Origin of the sequence: Streptomyces torulosus (genome assembly GCF_001419765.1) — a bacterium.
Classification (GTDB): Bacteria; Actinomycetota; Actinomycetes; order Streptomycetales; family Streptomycetaceae; genus Streptomyces; species Streptomyces torulosus.
The window spans coordinates 1-2,379 of record NZ_LIRK01000949.1 but is presented as its reverse complement, the minus strand read 5'-3'; the positions used below and the strand labels follow the sequence as shown (position 1 = coordinate 2,379).

Below are 2,379 nucleotides of genomic sequence, written 5' to 3'. Positions count from 1 at the left end.
CCTTCCCACTCCCCACACCCGCACCATTCCGTTCGAAACACAGGAGAATCTCTGTTGCGTCCCCTGACCGACAATCCCGTCAGCAGCCCCGAGGACGACTCGTTCCGGTTCGGACCGTACGTCGACGTGCTGCACAACGCCGTGGAACAGGCCACGCCACTGCCGCTGACCGTCGGCGTCTTCGGCTCCTGGGGCGCGGGGAAGTCAAGCTTCCTGCAGTTGTGGCAACGGCGTTTCGAGGCGACACAGACCAGGACGATCTGGTTCAACCCCTGGAAGTACGACCGCAAGGTCGAGGTGTGGGCGGCGCTGCTGCACACCATCCTCTCCGAGATGGAGAAGGGGGAGGACACCCTCAAGGAGAAGGCGAAGAAGCTCGCCAAGGCCGCCACCTGGCTCTCCGTGCGGGCCGGGCTGGGCGCGGCCGCCGCCCTCGGCACGGGCGGTGTGATCAAGGGAGAACAGGTCGACCAGATGCTGCAGGACCTCGCACAGGAGGACTCCGAGCAGTACCGGCAGGTCAACCGCTTCGAGTTCGACTTCGCCGACGCGGTGCGGGAGTTCGTCGGTGAGGACGGCCGGCTCGTCGTGTTCGTCGACGACCTGGACCGGTGCACACCGGAGTCGGCGATGACCGTACTGGAGTCGCTGAAGCTGTTCCTCGCGCAGTCACAGTGCGTCTTCGTGCTCGCGCTGGACCTCGATGTACTGGCGGCGGTCGCCACCAACAAGTTCGACGAGGCGCTCAAGGGCGCCCCCTCGGACGTCGTGTCCGGCATGGCCTACCTGGACAAGATCGTCCAACTGCCCTTCTTCCTCCCCGACGTCGGCTTCGACACGCTCCAGGAAGCGTTCAAGCCCTATGTGTCCGAACTCGCGGACGACCCCTTCTTCTGGGAACTGCTGCGGCGCGGCCTCGGCGTCAATCCGCGCAGGCTCAAGCGGTACATCAACGTCTTCAACATGGCCCTGGCCGTCTTCCAGGCCCACGGGACGCAGACCCTGAGCCGTGAGTTCCGACTCCAGCTCGCGGTGCTCCTCATCATCCGCACGCGGCACCGCGCCTTCTTCCACACGCTGACGTCGGAGCCGGAGTCCTGGCGCAGGCTGACCGCGTTCTACGAGCGTGCGCAGGGCAATCCGGCCGCGCGCCATGAGGACCGCCATCTCCTGGCGACCCGTCTTCATCCGTACGTCGACGACAGCGGCCTGGAGGGTCTCCTCACGCACGGCGGAAACGAACGCGTCCAGCCCCCGACCGCCGAAACCGTCCTGTCCATGATCAGCACCCTCCGCAACGCGGCCGGCCCCGACGAGATCTAGCGGGCCGGGGCAGGCCCGCCCCCGGGGGACGGCGGCAGTTCACCGTCCCGTCCCCCGGCAACGGCACCGGCAGCGGTGCCGGCGTCAGCCCGTCGCGCAGGCCGATCCGTTGAGTGTGAACGCCGTCGGGCTCGGGTTCGTGCTGCCCCTGCCGGCGGTGAAGCCGAGGGTGGCGGAGCCCGACGCCGGGATGTTCGCGGTGTAGGGGGCCGAGGTGACGGTGACGTCGGCGCCGCTCTGCGCCACGGTGCCGCCCCACAGGTTGGTGACCCGCTGGCTGTCGGGGAACGACCAGCGCAGGGTCCAGCCGTCGACGGCCGAGCCGCCGGTGTTGCGGATGACGATCTCACCCTGGAAACCACCGGGCCACTCGTTCGTCACCCGGTAGCCGACGGAGCAGGAGGCCGTGGTGCCGCCGGACGGTGTCATGACGCTCACCGTGCCGGAGCGCGGCGAACGGTTCCCGGCCGCGTCACGGGCGTAGACGGCGAACACGTACGACGTCGACGGCGCCAGCCCGGTGAGGGTGGCGGACGTGCCGGTGGTGGTCGTCACCGGTGTCTCCGTCGTGCCGTTGACGCGGACCACGTCGTAGCCGGTGACACCGGTCGCGTCGGTCGCGGCGGCCCAGGCCAGCCTGGCGGAGGACGAGGTCACCGACGACGCGGTCGGGGTACCGGGGGCGGTCGGGGGAGTGCTGTCGCCGCCGCCGGAGGAGGCGTAGATCGCGGCCTCCTTCGAGGTGGCGGCGATACCGTTCGCGCCCTCGAAGAGTCGCCGGCCCCAGCTGGTCAGCTGGTTCGGGTCGAAGTTCGTGACCATGTCCAGGTACTCGACGCCACCGCCGTTGCCGCTCCACGACCAGCCCAGATAGCCGAGGCCGAGCTGCTGGGTGGTGGCCAGGATGGTGTCCTCGTCGGGGTTGCCGTCCGAGTGGTCGTGCCCGAACTCACCCACCACGATGGGGAGTTTCGCGGCGACGAAGCGGCCCAGATAGTCGGTGATCTCGGCGGCCGTGTCGAAGACGCCGTACATGTGGATCGAGAAGATCGTGTT

At 68.6% G+C, this 2,379-nt stretch carries 2 protein-coding genes; one reads left to right on the top strand and one right to left on the bottom strand.

What is annotated here, in order from left to right; genetic code table 11:
- Positions 1-54: 54 nt before the first annotated feature.
- Complete coding sequence (locus tag AOK23_RS42930; RefSeq protein ID WP_055717788.1) at positions 55-1,323, top strand: KAP family P-loop NTPase fold protein; 1,269 nt, start codon at positions 55-57, stop codon at positions 1,321-1,323.
- A gap of 84 nt (positions 1,324-1,407) precedes the next feature.
- Here AOK23_RS42930 and AOK23_RS42925 read toward each other — a convergent pair.
- Positions 1,408-2,379: cellulose-binding domain-containing protein (locus AOK23_RS42925; protein ID WP_157878333.1), on the bottom strand; the 972-nt coding region annotated here is incomplete at its 5' end.